Origin of the sequence: Flavobacterium ustbae, from assembly GCF_003946915.1 — a bacterium.
Classification (GTDB): domain Bacteria; phylum Bacteroidota; class Bacteroidia; order Flavobacteriales; family Flavobacteriaceae; genus Flavobacterium; species Flavobacterium ustbae.
The window spans coordinates 134406-160254 of the sequence record NZ_RPOC01000002.1 but is presented as its reverse complement, the minus strand read 5'-3'; the positions used below and the strand labels follow the sequence as shown (position 1 = coordinate 160254).

26 protein-coding genes are annotated in these 25849 nt (G+C 32.2%); 11 read left to right on the top strand and 15 right to left on the bottom strand.

Annotation, left to right across the window (positions count from 1 at the left end; all coding sequences use genetic code 11):
• The first annotated feature begins 36 nt into the window (after positions 1-36).
• From EG814_RS04600 to EG814_RS04575, 6 genes are all read left to right on the top strand, one after another.
• On the top strand, positions 37-1287 hold the full coding sequence (locus tag EG814_RS04600) for a dihydroorotase (protein WP_125719397.1): 1251 nt from the start codon (positions 37-39) through the stop codon (positions 1285-1287).
• Between the two features lie 5 nt (positions 1288-1292).
• Positions 1293-1619 (top strand): hypothetical protein, encoded by a 327-nt coding sequence (locus tag EG814_RS04595; RefSeq protein WP_125719395.1) that lies wholly within the window; start codon positions 1293-1295, stop codon positions 1617-1619.
• A gap of 101 nt (positions 1620-1720) precedes the next feature.
• Entirely contained in the window at positions 1721-2365 is a 645-nt protein-coding gene (locus EG814_RS04590; RefSeq protein ID WP_125719393.1) for an alpha/beta hydrolase, read from the top strand.
• Between the two features lie 35 nt (positions 2366-2400).
• A complete protein-coding gene (locus EG814_RS04585; RefSeq protein WP_125719391.1) occupies positions 2401-2970 on the top strand; it encodes a cysteine hydrolase family protein in 570 nt (189 codons plus the stop codon).
• 206 nt (positions 2971-3176) lie between these two features.
• Complete coding sequence (locus EG814_RS04580) at positions 3177-3527, top strand: type II toxin-antitoxin system RelE/ParE family toxin (RefSeq protein WP_125719389.1); 351 nt, start codon at positions 3177-3179, stop codon at positions 3525-3527.
• A gap of 4 nt (positions 3528-3531) precedes the next feature.
• Positions 3532-3846, top strand: coding sequence for a helix-turn-helix domain-containing protein (locus tag EG814_RS04575; protein WP_125719387.1), 315 nt, complete (start codon positions 3532-3534; stop codon positions 3844-3846).
• A 78-nt stretch (positions 3847-3924) separates the two neighbouring features.
• Here EG814_RS04575 and EG814_RS04570 read toward each other — a convergent pair whose 3' ends face one another.
• From EG814_RS04570 to EG814_RS04560, 3 genes are read right to left on the bottom strand one after another with little or no spacing between them, the layout of a single operon-like run.
• On the bottom strand, positions 3925-4341 hold the full coding sequence (locus EG814_RS04570; RefSeq protein ID WP_235830907.1) for a hypothetical protein: 417 nt from the start codon (positions 4339-4341) through the stop codon (positions 3925-3927).
• A gap of 44 nt (positions 4342-4385) precedes the next feature.
• Complete coding sequence (locus tag EG814_RS04565; protein WP_125719385.1) at positions 4386-4889, bottom strand: hypothetical protein; 504 nt, start codon at positions 4887-4889, stop codon at positions 4386-4388.
• A 12-nt stretch (positions 4890-4901) separates the two neighbouring features.
• Positions 4902-5666: an MBL fold metallo-hydrolase gene (locus tag EG814_RS04560; protein ID WP_125719383.1), complete on the bottom strand. Its 765-nt coding sequence runs from the start codon at positions 5664-5666 to the stop codon at positions 4902-4904.
• Between the two features lie 90 nt (positions 5667-5756).
• On the opposite strand from EG814_RS04560, the gene EG814_RS04555 reads away from it, so the two are divergent.
• The gene (locus EG814_RS04555; protein ID WP_125719381.1) at positions 5757-7217 is read left to right on the top strand and encodes a TonB-dependent receptor; all 1461 of its coding nucleotides are present in this window, start codon (positions 5757-5759) and stop codon (positions 7215-7217) included.
• Between the two features lie 412 nt (positions 7218-7629).
• On the opposite strand, the gene bcp is transcribed toward EG814_RS04555, so the two are convergent.
• Complete coding sequence (bcp, locus tag EG814_RS04550) at positions 7630-8082, bottom strand: thioredoxin-dependent thiol peroxidase (RefSeq protein ID WP_125719379.1); 453 nt, start codon at positions 8080-8082, stop codon at positions 7630-7632.
• Between the two features lie 354 nt (positions 8083-8436).
• Here bcp and nth point away from each other — a divergent pair, with 354 nt between their 5' ends.
• Positions 8437-9099, top strand: coding sequence for an endonuclease III (gene nth, locus EG814_RS04545; protein WP_125719377.1), 663 nt, complete (start codon positions 8437-8439; stop codon positions 9097-9099).
• 59 nt (positions 9100-9158) lie between these two features.
• Here nth and EG814_RS04540 read toward each other — a convergent pair whose 3' ends face one another.
• The 3 genes from EG814_RS04540 to EG814_RS04535 all read right to left on the bottom strand — a co-directional run bounded on the left by EG814_RS04540 (position 9159) and on the right by EG814_RS04535 (position 11546).
• Positions 9159-10223: a tetratricopeptide repeat protein gene (locus tag EG814_RS04540; RefSeq protein WP_125719375.1), complete on the bottom strand. Its 1065-nt coding sequence runs from the start codon at positions 10221-10223 to the stop codon at positions 9159-9161.
• Between the two features lie 544 nt (positions 10224-10767).
• Positions 10768-10911: a hypothetical protein gene (locus EG814_RS20955; protein ID WP_164515274.1), complete on the bottom strand. Its 144-nt coding sequence runs from the start codon at positions 10909-10911 to the stop codon at positions 10768-10770.
• A 50-nt stretch (positions 10912-10961) separates the two neighbouring features.
• On the bottom strand, positions 10962-11546 hold the full coding sequence (locus EG814_RS04535; RefSeq protein ID WP_125719373.1) for an RNA polymerase sigma factor: 585 nt from the start codon (positions 11544-11546) through the stop codon (positions 10962-10964).
• A 529-nt stretch (positions 11547-12075) separates the two neighbouring features.
• Between EG814_RS04535 and uvrA the strand changes: the two genes are divergently transcribed.
• Positions 12076-14871, top strand: a complete 2796-nt coding sequence (gene uvrA / locus EG814_RS04530; RefSeq protein WP_125719371.1) for an excinuclease ABC subunit UvrA — start codon at positions 12076-12078, stop codon at positions 14869-14871.
• Between the two features lie 134 nt (positions 14872-15005).
• Here uvrA and EG814_RS04525 read toward each other — a convergent pair whose 3' ends face one another.
• The 8 genes from EG814_RS04525 to EG814_RS04495 form a co-directional block, all read right to left on the bottom strand.
• On the bottom strand, positions 15006-15305 hold the full coding sequence (locus EG814_RS04525; RefSeq protein WP_125719369.1) for a hypothetical protein: 300 nt from the start codon (positions 15303-15305) through the stop codon (positions 15006-15008).
• Positions 15306-15565: 260 nt separating this feature from the next.
• Positions 15566-17104, bottom strand: coding sequence for a mechanosensitive ion channel family protein (locus tag EG814_RS04520; protein WP_235830906.1), 1539 nt, complete (start codon positions 17102-17104; stop codon positions 15566-15568).
• A gap of 174 nt (positions 17105-17278) precedes the next feature.
• Positions 17279-18748 (bottom strand): oligosaccharide flippase family protein, encoded by a 1470-nt coding sequence (locus EG814_RS04515; protein WP_125719365.1) that lies wholly within the window; start codon positions 18746-18748, stop codon positions 17279-17281.
• A 34-nt stretch (positions 18749-18782) separates the two neighbouring features.
• The gene (locus EG814_RS04510; protein ID WP_125719363.1) at positions 18783-20069 is read right to left on the bottom strand and encodes a glycosyltransferase family 4 protein; all 1287 of its coding nucleotides are present in this window, start codon (positions 20067-20069) and stop codon (positions 18783-18785) included.
• A 31-nt stretch (positions 20070-20100) separates the two neighbouring features.
• Positions 20101-20577 (bottom strand): nucleotidyltransferase, encoded by a 477-nt coding sequence (locus EG814_RS04505; protein ID WP_125719361.1) that lies wholly within the window; start codon positions 20575-20577, stop codon positions 20101-20103.
• Entirely contained in the window at positions 20574-20741 is a 168-nt protein-coding gene (locus EG814_RS20950; RefSeq protein ID WP_164515273.1) for a hypothetical protein, read from the bottom strand. Before EG814_RS20950 ends, EG814_RS04505 begins: the two co-directional genes overlap by 4 nt.
• Before the next feature lie 77 nt (positions 20742-20818).
• Positions 20819-23248, bottom strand: a complete 2430-nt coding sequence (locus tag EG814_RS04500; RefSeq protein WP_125719359.1) for a YfhO family protein — start codon at positions 23246-23248, stop codon at positions 20819-20821.
• Between the two features lie 49 nt (positions 23249-23297).
• Entirely contained in the window at positions 23298-23591 is a 294-nt protein-coding gene (locus tag EG814_RS04495; RefSeq protein ID WP_125719357.1) for a DUF4834 family protein, read from the bottom strand.
• Between the two features lie 123 nt (positions 23592-23714).
• On the opposite strand from EG814_RS04495, the gene EG814_RS04490 reads away from it, so the two are divergent.
• Both EG814_RS04490 and EG814_RS04485 read left to right on the top strand, forming a co-directional pair.
• Positions 23715-24683, top strand: coding sequence for a transporter (locus EG814_RS04490; RefSeq protein ID WP_125719355.1), 969 nt, complete (start codon positions 23715-23717; stop codon positions 24681-24683).
• Positions 24684-24725: 42 nt separating this feature from the next.
• Positions 24726-25844: a GTP cyclohydrolase gene (locus EG814_RS04485; RefSeq protein WP_125719353.1), complete on the top strand. Its 1119-nt coding sequence runs from the start codon at positions 24726-24728 to the stop codon at positions 25842-25844.
• Positions 25845-25849: the final 5 nt, after the last annotated feature.

Sequence of the window (25849 nt, the reverse complement as noted above, 5' to 3'; positions counted from 1 at the left end):
GCAGAGTCTTTAAATAAAAAAATAAATTCTCTACATATGAAACTAATCATCAAAAGCGCCAAAATTATCGACTCAAAAAGTCCGTTTCACAATCAGACCGTTGATCTTTTAATTGCAGATGGTTTAATAGAAAAAATAGGAGTTTCTCTTCCAAACGATGATGCAGAAGTAGTGCGATTTGAAAATCTTCATGTTTCTCAAGGATGGTTTGACAGCAGTGTTTCACTCGGCGAGCCAGGTTACGAAGACCGTGAAACTATTGCAAACGGATTGAATGTTGCAGCAAAAAGCGGATTTACAGCAATTGCATTACAGCCCAATTCGTTACCAATTATTGACAATCAGTCTCAGGTAAATTTTGTAAAAAGTAAAGCAAATGGTTCTGCAACAGAAATTTTTCCAATTGGAGCTTTAACAAAAGCCAGCGAAGGAAAAGATATGGCAGAACTTTTTGATATGAAAAATGCTGGAGCGATTGCTTTTGGAGATTATAATAAAAGTATCGACAATGCTAATATCTTGAAAATTGCTTTACAATATGTTCAAGATTTTGATGGATTGGTAATTGCTTATTCACAAGATCCGAACATTAAAGGAAATGGTGTTGCCAACGAAGGAATTGTTTCTACAAGATTAGGCTTAAAAGGAATTCCGAATTTAGCGGAAGAACTTCAAATTTCAAGAAACTTATTTTTATTAGAATATACAGGCGGAAAACTCCATATTCCGACCATTTCTACTGCAAAATCGGTTGAGTTAATTAGAGAAGCCAAAGCTAAAGGATTACATGTAACGTGTAGCGCTTCTGTACATCATTTAGTTTTAACCGATGAGAAACTGGACGGATTCGATACTCGTTTTAAAGTTACGCCTCCGCTAAGAACTGAAGTGGACAGGCAAGCTTTACTTAATGGAGTTGCCGACGGCACAATTGATATGATTACTTCTGACCACAACCCTATTGATATTGAATTCAAAAAAATGGAATTTGATACCGCGAAAAACGGAACTATTGGTTTAGAAAGTGCTTTTGAAGCTTTACTAACGGTTTTACCTGTAGAAACAATTGTCGCAAAATTAACTGCTGCAAGAACTGTTTTCGGATTAGAAAACCATACAATTGAAGAAGGTGCAAAAGCAAATTTGAGTTTGTTTACAACAGAAGGAAAATCAACTTTTACGAAAGAAAATATTCTTTCGAAATCTAAAAATTCTGCTTTTTTAGGAACCGAAATTAAAGGTGCTGTATACGGAATTTTAAATCAAAATCAACTAGTTACAAAATAATACAAATGAATAATTCAGTCCAAGAAGGAAAACCAATCGCTATTACGAGTTACATTCTTATTATTGGTGTTTTAATCGCCATGAGCATGAATTCTGAAAACAAAAACACTTTTGCTTCTTTTCATATCCGTCAGGCTTTGGGGTTGTCTTTAACCTTTATTTCTTTAGGAGCAATCATCAGCAATTTTGATAGTTTTTTTATCACTTTTCCAATGTGGATCTGCATTTCAATTCTGTGGACTTTTGGTATTTTTAATGCCATTCAAGGGCAAATGAGACCTATTCCATTAGTTGGAGAATTATTTCAAAAATGGTTTAAGAAAATTGGGTAATTTTTGAAATTCCAATTTTTTGAAATTGCAAATTCCAAAAACTCGGACAAAGCTGAACACTATCCTGAAGCTTCGGGACTGAACACTGAATACTAAGAAAAATGAATCTATCTTTAGAATATAAAATACAAGAGCCAAAAGTAATTTTAGATAAAAATCCGTTATTGCTTTTATTGCACGGTTACGGAAGCAACGAAGCCGATTTATTCTCTTTTGCTTCTGAACTTCCTGATAATTATTACATTATTTCGGCTAGAGCGCCATACGATTTACAATACGGTGCTTATGCTTGGTATGCGATTAACTTCGATGCTGATCAAAATAAATTTTCTGATAACGAACAAGCAAAAATTTCAAGAGACAAAATTGCTTCATTTATAGATGAATTAGTTGCCAATTATCCAATTGATGCTAATAATGTAACTTTAATTGGATTCAGCCAAGGATCAATTTTAAGTTATGCAACAGCACTTTCGTATCCAGAAAAAATTCAGCGCGTAGTAGCAATGAGTGGGTATTTTAATGAAGAAATCATTAAAGAAGGTTATCAAAATAATGACTTTAAAAACCTAAAAATATTCGCTTCTCACGGAACGGCTGATCAGGTTATTCCGATTGAATGGGCGAGAAAAACTCCAGCGATTTTAGAGAAATTAAGCATTCCTGTTGTTTATAGAGAATATCCTGTTGGACATGGAGTTGCACCACAGAATTTCTTTGATTTTAAGAATTGGCTTTTGAGTTAGTATTCAGTCAAAGTTTACACTAAATCCTTTATTCAATGAGCATTTCAAAACTTGATAATCCAGCTTTAATTTTAATTGATATTCAGAAAGGTTTTCATGATATTGCTTACTGGGGTGGAGATCGCAATAATGTGAACGCTGAAGAAAAAGCAGGCGAACTTTTAAAAACTTGGAGAGCGAAGCAACTGCCTATATTTCATATACAGCATTGTTCTTCAAATCCGAATTCGATTTTAAACGAAACAAATCCTGGAAATGAATTTCAAGATGTTGTAAAACCTCTTGAAGGAGAAAAAGTAATTAAAAAGAATGTCAATAGTGCTTTCATTGGAACAAATTTAAAAGAACTAATTGACGATGCTAAAATCACAAATCTTGTAATTGTAGGTTTAACGACAGATCATTGCGTTTCTACTACAACAAGAATGGCTGGAAATTTTGGTTACAACGTATATCTTGTTTCTGATGCAACAGCGACCTTTAATAAAAAAGGCATAAATGGAGAAGAATTTTCTGCTGAAATAATACATCAAACAGCTTTAGCAAGCTTAAACGAAGAATTTGCTCAAGTAGTAACTTCTAATTTTATTCAAGAAATTATTTAGTTCTAAAGTTATTGTTTTCAGCAGAACTTCGTCAAAGTTTTGAGATAAAAACACAAATAAAAATCCTATAAAAAAGAAATTTTAAATCAAAAATATTGTATTTTCGCTCCGTAAACCAAATTTGGTTTAGACAGCACCATAAAATAATTAAATACCCAAAAGTTTCTTTGAAAAGAAACTTTTGGGTATTTTTGTAATACGAAACAATGATCATAATTTTTGATATTATCTTCTTAGAAGAAGCTTTTAATTTCCTAAAAGAATTAAATGCAAAACATTCAGAAAAAATAATTTACAATATAAAAAAATCGCAAACTAAAAACGATCCTGAACTTTTTAAAAAGTTGACCGATAACATTTGGGAATTTAGAACTTTATACCAGGGAAATCAATATCGTCTTTTAGCATTTTGGGATAAAACAAATTCAAAAAATACGCTTGTTATTTCGACACATGGATTTATAAAGAAACGAAGTAAAGTTCCTGATAACGAAATTGAGCGAGCAGAAAAAATCAGATTCAATTATTTTAAAGAAAAGAATCAAAATCAAATCTAAACAAATGAAAACATATACTTTGGATCAGGTAACAGATGAAATTGTCGGTAAAATTGGAACTCCAAACAGAGATCAATTTGAGTATGATTTGCAGATGGATTTAATTGGGAATGCTATCAAACAAACTCGAAAAGAGCGCAATTTGACTCAAGAAGAATTAGGAAAACTTATTGGCGTTCAAAAAGCACAAATATCAAAACTAGAAAATAATGCTGGAAATGTAACAATTGAAACCTTGGTTAAAGTTTTTGCCGCTTTAAAAGCAAAAATAAAATTCCAGATTGAACTTGCAGATTTGAATATAAGTATTGAAAAATAATCTATATTCTAAACTTTGTCAAAGTTTGAAACTTTGACAAAGTTTTTTTAAATACAAGTTTTGGAATTTGGAATTTATTTACTCTCCAGTATAAAGAATCTTCCCGTTTTTCTTCAAAACATATCCTTTCCACGGAATTAATTGCCAATCGCCGTTAACCCAAGAATCTCCTTCAGATTTTCTTTCTAAAATGATGGATTCCTTTTGGGTATCTAAAAAAAGTTCAGCTTTATTTCCTTCAAAAATTACGTATGATGCCGTTGTATACGTTTTTCCATCATCATAATGAGAAAGTTTTGTTCCTTCAAAAATTCGAATGCATTCTTTTTTAAGGGCAGACCAAGTATAACCCGCCGAAGCTTTACAACCATGAGAATCTAAATCTCCTCCTACAACAGTTTCCTTTTTTGTTTCTTTTGGAGTATTTTCCTGAGAAACTTTTTTAGCGCAAGAAATTGCACTCGCCATAATCAAAAACAAAAACATCTTTTTCATAATCCTATTAATTTAGAGGTCAAAAAAAATAGGATTATAAAATCCTATTTTTGATATAACCAAGTTTGATTTACTTCAAAAGTAATGTTTTCTTTATCGTCTACAAAATATTTTAACAAGACTTCTCCCCATAATTCTCCATTACTGTAATCTGCAATAATCCATCTATGGTTTAAAATTTTTACTTTATTGATGATAAATTTATTTGGCCCAATCTGGTCTTGCCCTGTATACGGATTTCCTTTAGGATTTGCATTATAATCAAGCAACTTTTCAGTCACTACAGGAATTAGCTTCTCGTATAAAATAACTTTACCTCCAGATGCACTATTATCAAAATAATTTTGCGCATTTTCATTATGATCTAAAGAAAAATAATCTGCTTCTGCCAATTTATTTTTCATCAGACTAATACTATCTCTCAGCTTTTTTGTAGTCTTTTCATATCGCTGTTCTCCAAATTTCACTTCGCCACTGTAAAACGCATACGTAAAAACGTTCATTAAAATAGCCAGAATAAAAAGATAAAGCATTAAGGATTTTTTCATTGTGTGGTATAATTAAATTGTAATTTCTAAATTATCATAAGCCAAGAAAACTTTTTCAGGAAGTGTTTTCTGCACTTCTTCATGAAAACCTAAAACGTGACTAATATGAGTTAAATAAGCTCTTTCTGGTTTAACTAGATCTATAAAATCTAGCGCTTCTTGTAGGTTAAAATGTGTATTATGAGGCTCGACACGCAAAGCATTTACAACCAAAACCTTCAATCCTTTTAGTTTTTCAACTTCAGATTGTTCGATTGTTTTTACGTCTGTTAGATACGCAAATTCATCAATTCGGTATCCAAAAACCTGAAGATCACCATGCATAGCATTTATAGGAATAGCCATTTTATCCCCAACAGGAAAAGGAGCATTATTATGGACTTCGATCGTTTTTACACTCGGAGCGCCAGGATATTTATTTACCGTTTCAAAAACATAGTCAAAACGACGTCTTAAATTATCCAAAACACGTTGATGACCGTAAATCGGAATTTCGCCTTGCCTAAAATTAAACGGACGTATATCGTCTAAACCAGCAGTATGATCGGAATGTTCGTGAGTAAAAAGAATTGCATCGAGTTTTCGGCATCCGCAGGAAAGCATTTGCTGTCTAAAATCGGGACCGCAATCGATTACATAAGAATGCTCATCCCACGTAATCCAGATGGATACACGAAGCCTTTTGTCCTTAGCATCAGTGCTTTTGCAAACCGGATGATCGATCCCAATAATTGGAATACCTTGAGATGTACCTGTACCTAAAAAATAAACCTTCAATTGAACTTAATTTTTTTACAAAAATAGGATTATTTCTCTTTCATTAGAAGCCTAATTTGCTAACTTTGTAACAAATCTATTTAAAACAAAATGGGTACAGAAATAAAACTCAAAGGTGACAAGGTCATCGAACAGATTCCTTCTATAAAAGACAAAGCGTTACGCATTAATTTAAACGAGAATATTTACGGAACATTTGCTGAGATTGGCGCTGGACAAGAGACAGTTAGACACTTTTTTAGGTCTGGAGGTTCGTCGGGAACTATTGCAAAAGCAATGTCTGCCTATGATAAAGATTTTAGTGATGCCGTTTACGGTGCCGAAAATGATGGAAGATATGTTACCGAAGAGCGTTTAAAAAAAATGCTTACCCATGAAGGACAAATCATCGAAGAGCGTTTAAGCCGAGAAAAACACCCTACAAAACTTTTCTTCAGTTACGCCAACACCGTTGCAACAATAGATTTTGCTAAACAATTTAAAGGTCACGGTTGGGTTGGAATTAGATACCAAATTGAACCAGACGAAGCTTATAACGAAATTATCCTTCATATTCGTTTTAAAGAGACTGATGCTAGATTACAACAAGAAACACTTGGTATTTTAGGAGTAAACTTAATTTACGGTGCTTTTTACAAATACAATGACCCAAAAAGATTACTTCGCTATTTATACGATCACTTAGATAAAGATCAGTTAGAAATAGACACCATCAACTTTTCTGGTCCTCGTTTTGCCGATGTAGACAATCGTTTAATGAGTTTACAATTGGTTAAAAATGGAATGACGGATGCCGTAATGTTTAATCCTGAGGGGAAAAACATTCTGCCGGCTGCCATTCTTTACAAAAAGAATTTATTAGCTTTAAGAGGAAGTTTTCGTCCGGTTACGAAAGTAAACATGGACATGTATGAGAAATCTCTAAAAATGTTCCTCGAAGAAAATAAAGTGGAAAAAAATAATACACTGGTTATTTTTGAAATCACACTTTCGAATTTACGTTCTGATGGTGAAATTGACGAACGTGACTTTATGGACAGAGCAGAATTACTTTGTTCGCTTGGTCAGACGGTTATGATTTCGAATTTCCAAGAATATTATAAAGTAGTGGAATATTTCGCTAACTATACCAAGGCGCGTATGGGATTGGCAATGGGTGTAAACAACCTTGTTGATATTTTTGACGAGAAATACTACCGCCATTTAAGCGGAGGAATTCTTGAAGCGTTTGGAAAACTATTCTATCGCGATATGAAAGTATTCTTATATCCAATGCTAGATGAAGAAGGAATGCTAATGAATTCAAACAACTTGAAAGTTCATCCTAGAATGAAAGAGTTATATAAATTCTTTAAATTTAACGGGAAAGTTGTTGATATTGAAGATTATGATCCGAACATTTTGGATGTTTTCTCTAGAGAGATCTTAAAAATGATTAATCAAGGCAAACCGGGATGGGAACCAATGCTTCCTCCTGGAATTCCTGAAATTATAAAAGAACATCATCTTTTTGGATATCATCCGCAAAAAGAATTAGAGCAAAATGCATAATAAGAAAGTCCCTTTATTGGGACCTTTTTTTTGTCTTATATTTTTTTTAACGCAAAGTGCGCTAAGATTTTTTATTTGAGTTTCGTTTTAAAAACGCAAAGTTCGCAAAGCTTTGTGTAATAGCCACAGATTATTAAATTAAAAGGATTAAAAAAATCTTCATAATCTGTATAATCTGTGGCTATAAAATCTAGCATTTTTTTGCTTTGTATTTAATTTTTAACGCAAAATATTCATCATGAAACTGCGTTAATGCAAAACCTGCCATACTTTGCGTAGACGCACTGCGGTGCGTCTCTACGGTCAATCTTTGCGTGCATTGCATACCATCTTTGCACTCTTTGCGTTACAATTTCGCCCATTTTGAGCACAACTTGAAACTTGAAACAAAGAAAACCTGAAACAAAAAAAATTATTTCAAAATCTGTGCGGCGTGTTCTTTTGTTTTTACTTTTTCGATTACTTCTTCAATTATTCCTTTTTCGTCGATTACAAAAGTGGTTCTGTGAATTCCGTCGTATTCTCTTCCCATAAATTTCTTTGGTCCCCAAACTCCAAATGCATTAATTACTGATTTGTCTTCGTCAGCAATTAACGGAAAAGGAAATTCGTATTTGTCTTTAAATTTCAGTTGCGCTTTCTGACTGTCTGCACTTACTCCTAAAAGTTCGTAATTATTGGCTTTAAAGCGTTCGAAATTATCTCTTAAATCGCAAGCCTCTGCAGTACAGCCAGGCGTACTTGCCTTTGGATAAAAGAAAACGACCAATTTTTTTCCGGCATAATCTGCCAGTTTATGTGTTTTTCCTTCTTGATCTATTCCTGAAAAATTTGGTGCTTTATCTCCTGCTTTTAATGTTGTCATATCTCTTTTATTTTAGATTGTTGATTTTAGAATGTTGATTTTAGATTTCAGATTTATATCTAGATTGTTGATTTTAAATTTAAAAAACAAAGATAGCGCACAACCTTTAACTTTTAACTTTTAACTTTTAACTTATAACTTATAATTTATAATTCATAACTTTTTTCATGCCCCAGATTGAAGTGGAAACCCCGGAATTATGGCAGTTTACATTTTTTGTATTTAAAAAGCGACCGAAGGAAGCTCTTTTAAATACAAAAAATGTAAACTGCCATAATGAGGAGTTGAAACGGAAAGCTGGATTAGGCACATCATTAAAATTATACTATTTTTACAGACAATAAAATCATTGAAATGAATAAAGAAGCTCGTGTACAATTTGTTATAGACAAATTGAAAGAACTCTACCCTACTATACCTGTTCCGCTCGATCATAAAGACCCTTATACGCTTTTAATTGCGGTTTTATTGTCGGCACAATGTACAGATGTTCGTGTTAATCAGATTACGCCTCTTTTGTTTGCAAAGGCTGATAATCCGTATGATATGGTTAAAATGTCTGTAGAAGAAATTAAAGAAATTATTCGTCCTTGCGGTTTGTCTCCAATGAAATCGAAAGGAATTCATGGTTTGTCTGAAATTTTGATTGAAAAATATAATGGTGAAGTTCCGCAAAGTTTTGAATCGCTCGAAGCTTTACCTGCTGTTGGACATAAAACGGCTAGTGTAGTAATGTCACAGGCTTTTGGCGTTCCTGCTTTTCCTGTAGACACGCATATTCATCGCTTGATGCACAGATGGAATTTATCTAACGGAAAAAATGTTGCACAAACTGAAAAAGATGCTAAAAGACTATTTCCAAGAGAATTATGGAACGACTTGCACTTGCAGATTATTTGGTACGGCCGAGAATATTCGCCTGCAAGAGGCTGGAGTTTAGAAAAAGATATTATCACCAAAACCGTTGGAAAAAAATCTCTTATCGAAGAAATGGAAAAATCAGTGGTAAAAAAATAAGGCACAAAAGTTAGAACCTTAGTGCCTTTGTATCTTAGAAACTTAGAACCTTAAAAAAGTTACATTCCTGCTTTTAAAGCATTATATTCTGCATTCATATCAAGCGATCTGTAAACTCCTAATAATGTTTTGGTTGCATCTTGATTTTTTGGTTCAAGCGTAAGCACTTTCTTCAGATAAGGAATCGCGCTTCTTGCAATATCGTCTTTTTTGGCATTCAATTTATCATACTGCTTCATTTCTGCAGGAGTTGTTCCTAAAGAAGATATCTCATCTGCTAAATCTTTCTTCATTTGCAATTTCAGATAAGCCAAATTAATGTAAGCATCTATATAATTTGGATTTAATTCTAAAACATAATTATAAGTTGATTCTGCTTTAGGATAATCCTTATTTTCAAGGTAGGCATATGCCAAATTGCTATTTATTTCTATTTTTTTTGACGGAATAGATTCTGTTCTTGGCTTTTCGTACAAACCTTGCTGAATTGCTGATTCTCTAGCTTTTGGAGAAATAAAAGTATCTTCTTCCTTTGTTTTTTTGTTTGTAGCATAATATCGAACTCCTTTTCCAGAATAATTTATTTTTTTAAGAATTTCATAATACGTAACTGCGGCATTGAAATCTTTCGCATTTATAGATGAAGCTGCGGCATTGCACAAGTTTAAAGTGTCTTTTTTATCAAATAAATATACCTTATAGCTTTTCTCGGCACTTTCTTTGAAATTTCCAGCTTTAAAATCTGCCATTGCGCCATTTACAAGACTGGCTTTCATATCTTTTAAGGCCATATTAGCCTTAACTGTCCATTTAAATTTTCCTGATTCGTTCTCGTACAAAAACACATCTTGATACGATTGCGATGCTAAAGTAAAATTATTGGCTGCATCGATGTTTTTTACAGCTAAATCTTTTAGTACGTTACCTTTTAAGAAGTAATAATCTGATTTATCTTCATCAGGTGCATTAAGAATAAGGTATTCTGTTTTAGTTAAAATGGCCAAAGCTTCCTGGCTATTTCCTTTATCAAATAAAGACTGCGCTTCCTTAATTTTGTCTTTTTGGGCAAATGTGCCAATGCTGATCAATAACAAGCATGACAACATTTTAATGTTCTCTTTCATTTTGGTTAAGTTTTGGTGATTAAATGATTTTCTTAGTTTTTTTGAGGCAATAGCAATAGATAATTAAACTGGTTTTAAAAATAATCTTTATTGCTATTCTTTGAGTAGATATTGCTTGTTCAAATATTTTCTCAAATCAAAATATGCATCAAACTTAACAAAATAAAGCAGGGTAGTTTTTCTTCATAAACATTGGGTTTTGGAGTTAAATATTGGTTATTATTTTGATTATTTTTTATGCTTTTTGATATTAAAAAACTTTTCTATACGAATAACACTTAAAAAAGCTTTTTTATCAAACAAAAAACTAGTTTTTTAACTAAAATAAAATTAAAAACCAAATAAACGCACAAATCTCCATCAAAATATTAAATTTTAACAAAACGAGAGAAAAATGATGTAAAAAACTTATATTTTTTTCTTGCTAAAAATTATAAATAAAAAAAGCTCACTACTTGTATATAAATACACAAACAGTGAGCTTTCAAACCGAAACGACCATTCGGCTTATTTCAATAAACATCCGACAGGAGCAGTGGGCTGTTTAGTTAGCTATAATCTCAAAATTTTTATCTTCAATCTTAACAACTGTTAAGGCTTTAGAATAATTCAATAAAAAAGAAACTACTTCTTTATTAGGCTTAAGATTTTTAGAAGCTAATGCTTTTTTTGAGTAAATTTTCCCCATACTATCAAAATGTTTTATATTAGTATAACGGGCTAATTATCAAAATAGTATTAGTTGGTTAAAATAATTTGATGCTTATCTATTATTTTTCTCAAATTCATTAACGCATAACGCATTCTTCCCAGCGCTGTATTGATGCTGACACCAGTTATTTCTGAGATTTCTTTGAAACTCATATCTTGGTACATACGCATTACCAATACTTCTTTTTGGTCATCTGGAAGTTCTTCTATTAACTTTTTTAGATCCAATTCAACTTGATCCACAATCATTTTGCCTTCTATTGTCAGCGAATCGTCAGACATGATAGAGAAAATAGAAAACTCTTCTGTTTCTCTGTACATCGGCATTTTTTTGGTTTTGCGAAAATGATCTACAATTAAGTTATGAGAAATACGCATTACCCAAGGTAGAAATTTACCTTCTTCGTTATAAGAATTGCTTTTTAAAGTTTTGATTACTTTAATAAATGTATCTTGAAAAATATCATTTGAAATATCTCTATCAGCAATCTTAGAATATATAAAACCATATATCTTAGATTCGTGCCTTTTTATTAATGTCGCCAAAGCAGCTTCGCTACCGTCAACATAATTTTTTACTAATAGAGCGTCTGGAGTATGCAGATCAGCCATAATAACTACTTTTTTTAGTTTTATTTTAAAAATTTGGAGTATTTTCTAAAAAGTAGTTTTTTTAAATAGGCGTTTCTTTTTTTTTATAAGTATGTTAATATTGTGACCAAATTTAACAATTTTTAATTTTAAAATGCAAATAAATCATTGATTATTATTAGTAAAACTTTTATTAATGTACAATAAACATAAAATTTACGTACAAAGTGCTAAAAATCCGTAAAACATTAACTTCCGAAAAATGTTAAAAAATACCTCTAAACAGCTTATAATTAATGATATAATATTTATTCTTTTCTTTCAATCAGATTTCAAATTACAATTTTTATTGAAATAAACACGCTATTATCTCATATTTTTTCTCTGAGAGATTTAAAACTTAGTATTTAAAGCTGGAAAAAACAGCATTTTTTTTTGAAATCTAAGTCAAAAAACTCTTTCACTTAAAGCAAAATAGTTAAAATTTGGAACTAAATCCTTAACTAAATCCAATTCAAAATTGATTACTTTTGTAAAAATTGACTTTTTTATGCAAATTGACCTTTCTAAAATAGATCCAAAATCAAATATTATAATTAAAGGAGCACAGGTACATAATCTAAAAAATGTAGATGTGGTTATTCCTAGAAATAAACTGGTTGTCATTACAGGTCTTTCAGGATCAGGAAAATCGAGTTTAGCTTTTGATACTTTATACGCCGAAGGACAAAGACGTTATGTAGAAAGTTTATCTTCTTATGCGCGTCAGTTTTTGGGCCGTTTAGACAAACCAAAAGTAGAATATATTAAAGGTATTGCGCCTGCTATTGCGATTGAGCAAAAAGTAAATACGACAAACGCCCGTTCGACTGTTGGAACTTCGACCGAAATTTACGACTACATCAAACTTCTGTTTGCGAGAATTGGACGCACCTACTCTCCTATTTCTGGACAGGAAGTTAAAAAAAATACCGTTACAGATGTTATTTCTGATGTAAAAAGCCTTCCACTTGACAGTAGATGGCTGCTGCTTGCGCCGATACATCTTGAAGAAGGAAGACAATTAGAAGATAAACTGAAAGTACTTTTACAGCAAGGTTTTGCGCGTATCTTGGTTGATAACGAAATGGTTCGTTTGGATGAATTTTCTACTTCAGATTTACACCAATTAGATAATAAAGATATTTTACTCATTATTGACCGTATTGTTGTAAAAGAGGAAGAAGAATTTTATAACCGTTTGGCCGATGCCGTTCAAACTGCTTTTTTTGAAGGAAAAGGAATTTGTTACCTTCAGGAATTAAATGCAGAAAAGAGATTTTCTTATTCGAATAATTTTGAGCTTGACGGAATGGCTTTTCTGGAGCCAAATGTTCATTTATTCAGTTTCAATAATCCTTATGGGGCTTGTCCTGTTTGTGAAGGCTACGGAAATATAATTGGTATTGATGCCGATCTGGTTGTTCCAAATACAGCTTTGTCTGTTTATGAAAGTGCTATTTACCCGTGGCGCGGAGACAGTATGAGCTGGTATAAAGATGAATTGGTAAAACATGCTTACAAATTTGATTTTCCTATTCATAAGCCTTATTTCCAATTAACTGATGAACAAAAAGATTTAATTTGGACTGGAAATCAATATTTTCAGGGACTAAATGATTTCTTTAGAGAATTAGAAGAAAAAAATTATAAAATTCAGAATCGTGTAATGCTTTCGCGCTATCGTGGTAAAACAAAATGCCACGCTTGTAAAGGAAAACGCTTGCGCGAAGAAGCTTCTTATGTAAAAATCAACGGAAAAACGGTTTCTGATTTGGTTGATTTACCAATTAAACATTTAGTTACTTTTTTCAAAAATATCGAGTTAAACGTTTACGAACAGCAGATTGCAAAACGTTTGATGGTCGAAATCAATAATCGTCTGTCTTTTTTAACAGAAGTTGGTTTAGATTATCTTACTTTAAACCGAAATTCGGCAACACTTTCTGGAGGAGAATCGCAGCGTATAAATTTAGCTACTTCTCTTGGAAGTAGTTTGGTTGGTTCGATGTATATTCTGGATGAGCCAAGTATTGGTCTGCATCCAAAAGATTCTGAAAGATTAATCAAAGTTTTGCTTTCTCTTCGTGATCTAGGCAATACCGTAATTGTTGTAGAACACGATGAAGATATCATGAAAGCTGCCGATATGATTATTGATATTGGTCCAGAAGCTGGAACTTTTGGCGGAAAACTAGTTGCGCAAGGAACTTATGATGAAATTCTGCAATCTGATTCTTTGACAGCCAAATATTTAAATGGCGATTTAGAGATTTCTGTACCGAAAAAAAGACGAAAATTCAAGAATCATATTGATATTATTGGTGCACGCGAAAACAACTTAAAAAACATTAATGTTACATTTCCGTTAGATGTTTTAACTGTAGTTACTGGTGTTTCTGGAAGTGGAAAAAGTACGCTGATCAAGAAAATCTTATTTCCGGCTATGCAGAAAAAACTGGAAAGCGCTGCGGAAAAAGCAGGTCAGTTTACTGAAATTTCAGGGTCATTTTCGCAGATTAAACATATTGAATACGTAGATCAAAATCCGATTGGAAGAAGTTCTCGATCAAACCCTGTAACGTACATTAAAGCGTATGATGACATTCGTGATTTATATGCTAAGGAAAAACTATCAAAAATAAGAGGTTATCAAGCCAAACATTTCTCTTTTAATGTTGACGGAGGACGTTGCGAAACTTGTAAAGGAGAAGGCTCAATAAATGTCGAAATGGTCTTTATGGCCGATGTTTCTCTGCCTTGCGAAACTTGTGGTGGAAAACGATTTAAAAAAGAAATTTTAGAAGTTACTTTTGACAATCAGAATATCAATGATATCCTAACGATGACCATTGATGATGCTATTGCTTTTTTCGAAAAAAATAAACAGTCAAAAATCACTCAAAAATTACAGCCTTTGCAGGATGTTGGTTTAGGATATGTTCAGTTAGGACAATCTTCTTCTACACTTTCTGGCGGAGAAGCGCAACGTATTAAATTGGCTTCTTTCTTGGTTAAAGGTGCCACAAAGGACAAAGCTTTATTCGTTTTTGACGAACCTACAACTGGATTGCATTTTCACGATATCAAGAAACTTTTAGCTTCGTTTGATGCATTAATCGAAAAAGGACATTCAATAATTGTAATCGAACATAATCTCGATTTAATAAAATGTGCCGATTGGATTCTTGATTTAGGTCCTGAAGGTGGAGAAAACGGAGGTCATTTGCTGGCATCTGGAACTCCTGAAGATATTGTAAAAGTAAAAGAATCGGTAACGGGAGTTTACTTAAAAGATAAATTGTAAAAAAGAGGTTCTAAGATACTAAGGTTCTAAGAACCTGAGATATTAAGAGTTCAACTTTAAAATAAATAAGGTTCTAAAATACTAGTTTGTAAAAACTTAGTAGTTTAGAACCTTATTAAATTTGTAGCTAAAAATTAAGCTACTAAGCATCTTTCTTCAAACGGAAGACCATCTTCGTCAATAGCTACTAAAATCTTTTTTTGTTTTGAAGCTTCAAAGGTTAGATATAGCCAAGCAAATGACCATAAACCCAGAGTTAAACAAAAAATCGTAAAATTCAAACCGTGATTAACCACTTTTCCTCCTTTAGATAAGACCGCGAAAAGCAATTCATCATTTCTTTCTTCTAAAGTAAATCCATTATGAACTTTGTTTGAAATCATATTAGAAAATACTTGCATGCTTTGTTCCTGGCTGAGATGATTGTTTTTCATAATAATTTAATCTACCATTAATCCATTTTATTTCACAAACTATTCTTGAAAAACACCTTACCTTCAAATGTAAAAAATACTTGTAAGTAGGGAGTTTGTTACAAATAATTCTGCAATTTCTTCAAAGTAGTGCTAAACCTTTAGTATAAAGTTAATTTTTATTCGATTAATTACAAAATATTCAGGTGTTAAAGTTTATTTTTTAATAACTAGTTTTCAATTATTTAACCTTTATATTTGCACTGAAAACTACCACTCTACTATTCCTTTTTGAGGTATTCTGGCGGAATTGCAATTGCACTTCCGTCTCTGAAAGCACTGTAGTGTGGAGACATGATTTCTATTCCGGCTTCAAAAAAAGAATCTTGAATGTTTTGATGCAATGAGGAATAAATTCTCGGCTGTTTAGTTGGTTCTTTAGTGTACACATTAATTTGGTACGAAACATAAAAATCTTCCAAACTGGTCTGCAATACAAACGGCTTAGGTTCTTTTTCTATCATTTCTGTTTTTAAAGCGGCTTTGATCAATGCTTCGTGAATAGATGCCCACGGCACATCATATCCAATGGTCACTGTGGTATGAATAAGCAATCCGTTTGTGGAATGTTTTGTGTTTGCCGAATAATTAGTAGAAGTGCTAGACAAAACCGTAGCATTCGGAATCGTAATATCTTCAAATTTTGGTGTTCTGATTCTTGTAACCAATGCTGTTTTTTCTATTACTTCGCCACTTACATCTCCAATTTTTATATAATCACCAATTTTAAACGGTCGCATATAAGTAATAACCAAACCTGCCACCATATTGGCAATAGCATTTGAAGAACCTAGTGAAAATAAAACTCCAACAAACACCGAAACTCCTTTAAAAATAGGAGAATCTGAACCAGGCAGGTACGGAAAAATAATTACCAGCATAAAAGCATACATCAACAATCTTATTATGTTGAATGTTGGCAATGCCCAATCGCTGTAGAATCCGTCAATTTTTATGTTTTCTGATTTTATTTCATCAAAGAAAAACTTAATTATTTTGATCGAATATTTAAAAATAAAAACAATTACAATAATCGTGAACAAACTTGGCAAAAACCCAATAAACCCCATTAAGGCAGATTTGGCCGGCGTCAATATCCATTTAAGCAGCATTGTAGTGTAAGCTTTAGTAGCTGGAAATATGCTAAATAAAACAGGAAGCGATAGATAAACTATTAAAATAAGCGTCACTAATTTTATAAAACCAAAAAAGCGGAGAAACAAAATCAATTGTCTTTCTGGAGATAATATCTTGATTGCATTATAATTAAATCCTTTAAAATATCGGTCTTTATTTTTGACAATATAATTTCTAATAAGATTAAAAAGCTTCCCAACCAAAAACAGAATCAGTCCAATTATAACAACCAGCAATGCAGTATACCCTATTCGTTTGGGCAATTGTGAATAATTCTCATTCTGATAAAGGATAGCATTTTTAATCTTAGCCAAATTTCTTTTAGCAACTTTGTCCATAGTGCTGTTTTCTGCTTTTGCGTCTGAATCAAAAACAGACATGATAACTAAATCATTTTGATAGACAATGTCCATCGCGACATCTGATGGAATAATTTTAATCGAATCTTTTTCAAAGAAAGATTCATTATAAAGTCTTTTGATTTTATTGGTGATATATTCGGCCCGTTCTTTTGCAGAAAAAGAACCAACTTTATGATAAACCAAAAAGAGTGTATCTTTGAAAGGCTTTACAGGATAACCTTTGAGTTTTACTGTCGAAATTTCTACATCGGTCTTGCTCAAACTGGGGGCTTGGGCAGATACGGAAAAAGAAAATAAAACAAAAAAGAAAGCTAATAACGCAAGTACTTTTGTTTTCATATTCAACTAGAAATAAGTTAGTTATCCTTTCTAACAAATATAAAAACAAAAATGCTACGTTTTTTAAATTATTTTCTTTTTTACAGAAAAATCAGATCAAATTCTAAAACCTAATTTCTTAAAGATAGAATCGATAACATTATTGATGTCTGATGAAATTTTAAATTTATAATTCAGATAAACATACAATATCGTTACCAAAATCGATTTTAAGGCAATACTTATTAACTGGAAAAACGGAAATTCCCAAAAATAAAACAGCAGAAACAATACAAAAGTCAACAATATGGAATGAATTGTCTGTTTTGTAAAAGGGTATAAATGAAGTTTCTTCACTACAAATAATAGTTTTGCCAAACTATATAACGTAATAGATAAAAGTGTTGCAAATGCAGAACCAAAAATTCCCCAGATAGGAATAAAAATTAAATTTAAAATCACGGTCAAAACCACCAGCATCAAACCTAAATACAAAACCATTCGGTAATATTTTGTATTGAAAATTATTGCATTATTATTTCCTAAAATCAAATCAAAATATTTAGAAAGACCAATCATAAATACAACCGATATTCCTCCACTGTATTCTTTAGGAACTAATTCGTATAATTGGTTAATGTTGACAAAAATACAAAGCATTACAAATCCGCCTACAATTTGCAGGTTGATCGAAGTCTTTTTATAAAGCTGATTTAATTCTTCGTATTGGTTATCATGCATTAATTTAGCTGTAATTGGGTACACAATCTGATGCATAGCTCGACTTGGCACTGAAATTACCAAAGCAATATAAGTCGCAACAGAGTAATATGCGATGTTTTCGATTTTCATGTACTGATTCAGAATCAGTTTATCGCCATCTAAAAGTAAATTTGCCACACTTCCTGATAGTATGATGTAGAAAGTATATTCCATTACACTTTTTACATTTTCAGGAATCGAAATTTGAAAATTAGGCTTTTTGATGTAAAATGCGTAAAACATCGTTACAATAAAAGCTAAGAAATAAATAGCTGCAGTCACATAAACAAATTGAACCAAACTTATCCAATTGAAATACAAGGCTATTAAAGCAAAAGTTGAAAGTAATCTTAAACCAACTTCCTTAATAAAATTCCCAAAAACAGAATGCATGTGTACCCTCGCCCATGCATAAAAAATTTCAAAATAAGCCATGCAGATTCCGATAAAAGGAATCAAGAGCATAAATTCACGCACAATCGGATTTTCTTTAGAAACAAAATCGGTAATGTCGTCATAGAAGAAGACTCCGATAAGTCCTAACGGAATACACATTAAAATAGGAAACAAAGCTGTAAAAGACAAAAACTGCTCTCTTTCTTCTTCTGTTTTATATTGAGAATAAAATTTTACGAGCGTATTTTGCATTCCGATAGCAAACAAAGGCATGATCACATTTGCCGCCGAAGTAATGTAATTTGTTAAAGCGTAATAAGTTGCCCCAAGAAAAACGGGATAAAGATATAAAGTATTTATGGCTCCGATACCAAAACCAATGTATGTAATTATAGTATTTTTAAAAGACTGATTTAAGACAATACCCATTTCTTGAGTTTAGATTGTATTTGAATTTTAATGATTATTGTTTAATCAGCTGTGCTAATTGTTTGGTTAGGTTTTTTCTGGAATATTGCTGTAAACCAATTCCGTGCGATTGCAGTTTCCCTTCCAAAAACTGATTAAAAAAGTCCAAAATTACACTTTTTAACTTCGCTTTTTCAGAATAATCAAAAAATACTCCTGTATTGGTCTGCGTAACGATATCGGCAAAGTCAGATCCTTGTGGGCCGATGGCAATTATCGGACGATTTGAAACCATATATTCAAACAATTTCCCTGGGATAATGCTTTTCGTATCTTCAGAATTAATCTCGATTAAAAGTAAAACCTGAGATTTTCTTTGATGCGCAACGGCTTCTTTATGAGAAACGTAACCTACTAAATTTAAATAGTCATTTAATTGATGCTCTTGTATTGCATCTAAAACTTCCTGACTTACGGCTCCAATTAATTTAATTTCTAAATGAGATTTAAATTCTGGAACTTCTTTCAGCAATTCAACCAAAACTTCCCATAAAAATGGCGGGTTTCTGTCTGACAGGAAAGAACCAATATGAGCTAAAGTGAATTTGGTATCCAAATTTTGTTTTTCAACCGTTTCTACATCGTAGCCATTTGTAATTACCGTAATTGGCTTATTGGTAATCGCTTCAAATTCGGTTTTAGTTGTTTTACTAGTTACAATAATTTCATCAGCAGAATTAAGCACTTTATGCTCTAGATTTTTATGTTTTTTCTCCGCATAAGAAGATAATCGAAGTGCTTTATGATAGCCGATTGTTGTCCAAGGATCGCGAAAATCGGCAAACCATTTCACTTTCAATTTTTGCTGTAATTCTAAACCAATTAAATGAAGGCTATGCGGCGGTCCAGAAGTTACAATCGTATCAATGTTATTCTCCTTAATATATTTTTCTAAATAAGAAACAGAAGGTTTTACCCAAAATACACGAGCATCTGGAATAAAAAGATTACCGCGAACCCACAGAAATGTTTTATCCAGAAAAGTTTGTTTTTTCTTTTGCGGAAAAATCCCAGAACTGATTTTCTTAGTTTTATTTTTCGAAAAAACAGAAGCCAATTGGTAAGGCTCCCAAATTTTATTTTTTAGAACAATTACTTGATCTGATATTTCGCTAACCAATCCTTCATCAACAATTGGATAGGTTGGATTTTCTGGAACATAAACTATAGGCTGTACATCAAATTCTGGTAAATATTTGACAAATTTCAGCCAACGCTGTACACCCGGCCCACCCGCAGGTGGAAAATAATAGGTGATTATTAAAAGTTTTTTTTGTTCCAATTTTATAATTAATTCTTTAAGCTGCTTAAATTTAATTAGCTTTTTCTTCGTTTTCGTTATTTACTTTTTCTAATTCTTCAATATCCAAAATATCTTTCGGCCGATTAGAGGCTTTTTTAGCAATTATTAAGTTTTCGTAATCAATAAAATAAACAGGAGTTCCATCAATCATTACTATCGTAGCATCATCTAGTAAAGAAGAAAAAGATTTATCTTCTAAACCTTTTACAGCAGTCATAATATCTAGCCTTAAACCATAACTTAATGTAAAATCTGTCCAACCAGGAATAAACTGCATTGTTTCAATGGTCTCAAAATCCCCTAAGTTTATAGATTTTAATGCCTTTCTTAAATTAAGCCTGTTTTCGATAGTGTCTTCTAAATAAATATCAATGTCACCAGTACTTCTATTATAACCATAAATATTTACAGCAAATCCTCCAATAGTTATATACTTAACCTTGTTTTCAAAAAAACTATTCCAAATAGCAATTAACTGCTCATTCATCGTTTTTTAGATTGGATTATTTTTGCACTTTTCAATTTATACGAAACTTCAATGATGGTCATTAACCTTTCCAATCTTTCCAAATAAGAAAGTGACTTAATTTCAGCAATTCTTCTGGCTTCCAATTCTTTTGGAGAGCCAAAATTTAACATAACATTCTTCATCACTTAATTTTTTAAAATAATCTAAAACAAAGATACGAAACGATTTACGAATACATAATTTACAAATTATATCGCAATTACTCTTTTTTAGCTCTTCTGCTCTCAAAATAAATTCCAACAGCCAAAAGCAACAACATCCCAATTGAACTTATTAAAGTAATTGCACCACCAGTTTTGATAATCTGAGGTTCAAATTTAAATTCAATCGTATGTTTTCCTGCAGGAACTTCCATTGCTCTAAGAACATAATCAACAGGAAAATGATCTGTTAATTTGCCGTCTATATAAGCATTCCAACCATTTTTATAATACATTTCAGAGAAAACAGCTAAACCATCATTTTCTTTATCAGATTTGTATTTAATGTAATTTGGCTTATAAGTAACAACCTTAATCGTTCCTGTAGTATCTAAAGGTTTCTTTAATCTCGCATTTTGAAATTTATTTTCATGTTCATGAACATTAAATACCGCTACTTTTTTAGTATCCAAAGTATTCAAGGCTTTCATTACATCATCTGGTTTATTTACCAGTTTTACAGACTCCACAAACCAAGCATTTCCATTCGCCTCTGGATTAACAGTCGGTATTTGATTACCTGTACTGTCTACCTGAATTACATACTTAACATTCAACATATTAAGTATTTCTAGATTATTTTTAGCAATTTGATAATCGTACAATTGCTGCATTCTTCTAGGTCTTACAGCACTATAACCTCCAATTGTTTTATGAAAATAAGAAGATCTTCCTTGCAACTGCCCCTGAAGATCAAATACACGGTAAACTGAAGTATCTTTTAAAATTTGAGAATCGGCTGGTGTTTCTTGGAAAGGCGCTGCAATCTGAACCGGACTCACAAAATCTTTTGCAGAAACATATTTTTTATCTACAAAAAACAAATCAAAAATCATTACAATTCCGATAACGATTAAAGTTGTAGTTTGAGAGAATTTGTTTTTAACAAACATCCAAAGTACAACAAAAGTAACGACGATTAAAAATCCAGATCTTAATATATCTGCATAATACATCGTCATTCTGTCTTCTTTTAAAGCGTCAACAAAACCTGGCCCGTAGCTTTCTAAGAAATATTGATCACTTGCTCCTGTAAAATGGAAGAAGCTTTTAGCTATTAATAAAATAACCAATACTCCTAAACCAAAAACTCCGGTTTGCACTAATGCTTTCTGCTGTAATTTCGGTTCGTCTTTTGCTTTAAAAAATGCCTGTAATCCCATAACAGCCAAAACAGGAAAACATAATTCTAGAATTACCTGAATGGATGAAACAGCTCTAAATTTATCGTAAAGAGGAACATATTCAATAAAAAAGTTGGTCAATAAAGAGAAATTTTTTCCCCAAGAAAGCACTAAAGTGAAAAGTGCACCAGCTAGGAAAACATATTTAATTTTTCTATCGTCAATAAATAAAGCTAAAACTGCTAAAAAGAAAACCACAGCCCCAATATAAGCTGGCGCCGATACAATAGGTTGGTCTCCCCAATAGGTTGGCATTCCAGAAACAAAATCTTGAGCCTGAGATGCAGGAACTCCCTGCTCAACCATAAAGGCATACATACGGCTATCTGTACCTACATTTTCGTGACTTGAACCTCCAAAAATTCTTGGAGCAATTAAATTCAAACTTTCTGCAATTCCATAACTATACTCTGTAATATACTCTGTCGTCATAGAAGCAGTAGTTTCATTTTTAGATCCGTCTGGATTAAAAGTCAGCTCGCTTTTATCTCTAATACTATATTTAGCATATTCTTGCGTTGCCATTAAATTACCAGCATTCGCACCTAAAGCAAAAATTCCTGCAACTAGTAAAACTCCACAAGAAATTAAAAGGCCTCTAAAATCTTTTTCTTTAATAAAATTAAAAACATAATAACCTGAAAGTATCAATAAGAAAATCAATAAATAATAGGTCATCTGGAAGTGATTGGCACTAATTTCTAATGCCACTGCAAACATGGTGAGGAGTCCTCCTTTAATGTATTTCTTCTGAAAGACGAGTATAAATCCAGCAATTACCAAAGGCATATACGCAATAGCATGTGCTTTGGCATTATGACCAACGCCTAGAATAATAATCATATAAGTTGAAAAACCAAACGCAATCGAGCCGATAAAAGCTTTAAGCGGATCTGTTTTTAGAACCAACAATAAACCATAAAAACCAAGGAAATATAAAAATAAGTAATCTGCAGGACGCGGAAGAAAACGCAAAACATCATCGACTTTACCTATAAAATCGTTCGGATAATTTGCTCCAAGCTGATACGTCGGCATACCACCAAAGGCCGAGTTTGTCCAATAAGGTTCTGCATTTTCTACAGCTCTAAAGTCATTTTGCTCTTTTGCCATTCCGGTGTATTGCGCAATATCAGACTGGAAAATTTGTTTTCCTTGAAGAACTGGATAAAAATAAATTAATGAAACAAAAATAAAGCCCAAGATAGCAAGGGCATGCGGATAGAACTTATTTACTATTTTCAATTTTGGCTGGTTTGGGTTAAAATGAATCCTAAATTTTCAGGACACAAATCTAATCTATTTCTTCGTAATCAACATACTCTCCCACTTTTTTGGTTTCGCGCGGGTTCTTAGCATTAGCAGTATTAATGATTATTTCATCATTATTATTGGTATTGCGATTGTTCTGATATGTATTGCCTTGATTATATTGCTGCTGCTGTCTTTGAAAATTTTCACTCGCATTTTCTACTGCCTTTTTAACCAAGACAGGCAAAAAGATTTTAGCTAAAAATTTAAAAATGTAATAAAAAGCTATAACCCACATGATGGTTTTAATAAAACCTGAAAAAGATGCTTCTTGCATAACTATATATTTTTTTTCAAAATTAATAAATCCGTTGCTTAAAAATAAAATATGAATCTTAAATAAATAATAAAATATGTACATTTGAAATGCGTTATTATTTTTCAACCCAAAAAAAATTATATGTTCAAAATTAAAAACTTACTAGCCCCAGTACTTTTTTTTATTCCACAACTGTTTTTTGCGCAATATACTGACGTCATAAACTCAAATCGTCCAGGTGAAACAATGTCTGCCTACGCCGTTGGAAAATCTGTTATTCAAGCCGAATTTGGTGTTTATGGAATTAAAGAAAAACACGATTTATTAGACTACGATGCCAGCGGATTTGGTACAGATTTAACAATTAGATACGGAGCTTTTCTAGAACAATTAGAATTTATCGCTGATTTACAGTATCAAACGGAGAATTTTGACACTCCGTACACCAGCTACAAAAAGAATAATTTTAGACAAACGGTTTTAGGAGCCAAATACCTTATTTACGATCCGTACAAAAATTATAAAAGAGAAGTAAACATCTATAGCTATAAAGCCAATCGTAATTTTCAATGGAGAGAACTTATTCCAGCTGTTTCTGTTTTTGCGGGTGCTAATTTTGTTGGAGCTGAAAATCCCTATTATTTTTCTCCTGATGGCGCTATATCTCCTAAAGTTTCGCTTATTACACAAAATCTATTAGGAGGCGGAGCTTGGGTTTTTGTAACTAATATTATTGCAGATTATATTGGAACTGACTATCCAAGTTACGGATATGTATTAACTTTGACGCACGGATTTAATGACAGATGGTCTGGCTTTATTGAAAATCAAGGATATAAAAGCGATTTCTATAGCGATTCAATTCTTCGCGGAGGAGCTGCTTTTCTTCTTTCTTCAAACATGCAGGTTGATGCTTCTATAAGTACCAATTTCAAAAACACCCCTTCTGTTTTGTATGGCGGTGTGGGTGTATCATGGCGTTATGACGGATGGTACAAAGAGAAGGTTGTGGAAGATAAAGCAGCCGCAAGAGCAAAAAAGAATCCTGACAATGAAAAAGCAGTTGACTATCAAGAAAAAGAACGAAAGCGTAAAGCTAAATACGAATAAACTGAATAACCAGAGCCACTATGGACTCTCAATACCATCTTAATGATCACAATTAAAGAAGCCAAAAGCAAAAAAGAATTAACCGAATATATCAAATTTCCTTTTTCTTTATACAAGGATAATCCGTATTGGGTGCCGCCAATCATTTCAGATGAATTGGAATCTTTTGATAAAACTAAAAATCCTGCTTTTGACAATGCCGAAGCTTACTTTTATTTAGCTTACAGAGACAATAAAATTGTTGGCCGAATTACTGCCATTATCAATTGGTCTGAAGTTAACAATCAGCATAAGAGAAAAGTACGTTTTGGGTGGTTTGATGTAATTGATGATATTGAAGTTACAAAAGCATTACTTGAAAAAGTTTTTGAATTGGGAAGAAAACACAATTTGGAACATGCTGAAGGCCCAATGGGATTTTCTAATCTTGATAAGGTTGGGGTTCTTACTGAAGGATATGACCAAATCGGAACCATGATTACATGGTACAATCATCCGTATTATGTAACGCATTTGGAACAATTAGGGTTTCAGGTAGAAAAACAATATATTGAAAGTATATTTCCTTTTTCGAATGTAAAACCAGAATTCTTTCAGAAAGCACAAGAGCTAATCAAAAAGCGTTATGGACTAAAAGCGCTTAATTTTACCAAAACAAAAGACATTATGCCTCACGTAGACAAAATGTTTGATTTGTTTAATGAATCTTACGAAAAACTAGCTTCGTTTGTAGCTATTTCTGATGTTCAAAAAGAATATTTTAAAAAGAAATACATCAGTTTTATCAATCCAGAATACATCAAATTTGTTGTTGATAAAGATGATAATTTAGTAGCATTCAGCATCGTAATGCCAAGTTTTGTTGAAGCTTTACAAAAAATAAAAGGAAAATTATTCCCATTTGGATTTCTTCAATTATTAAAAGCAAAAAAACACAGTAAAGATGTTGTTTTTTACTTGATAGGTATTCATCCAGATTATCAAAATAAAGGTGTAACAGCAATTATTTTTGATGAATATTACAAAACGTTTTCGGCTAAAGGAATTCAGACTTGTATTAGAACTCCTGAGTTATTAGAAAACAATGCAATTCATTTGCTTTGGAAAAACTTTGATCCTACTATTCACTGTCAGAGAAAGACTTATTTGAAGAATCTTTAAGTTTT